We start from the raw sequence: 229 nt of genomic DNA, 5'->3' as shown, positions 1-229 counted from the left end.
ACTGGGGCCCCAGCGCTTTCGCGTGTTGATCGAGGCGTTCGGCTCTGCTTCCAAAGCCATCAGTGCCCCTGCCAGTGCCTGGCGTTTACCCACAGGCGTTCGGTAGTCAGCCCATACGTTCCCCAGGGATGTATGTTGTTGCACATTCCAGCCCAGATACCCGGTGCCGCCGAGTACCAGCATCCATTTGAGGACTTGCCGGCGTTGCTGCGTGGCGGTCAACGCGCGG

The 229-nt window shown here is 62.0% G+C and carries 1 protein-coding gene; it reads right to left on the bottom strand.

The window, feature by feature from the left end:
* Positions 1-229: hypothetical protein (locus AC0L3U_RS40395; RefSeq protein WP_473365270.1), on the bottom strand; the 229-nt coding region annotated here is incomplete at both ends.

This window comes from Bradyrhizobium sp. Kon69 (genome assembly GCF_055807515.1).
The sequence above is the reverse complement of the archived record's forward strand: the minus strand, read 5'-3'. Positions and strand labels throughout refer to the sequence as shown.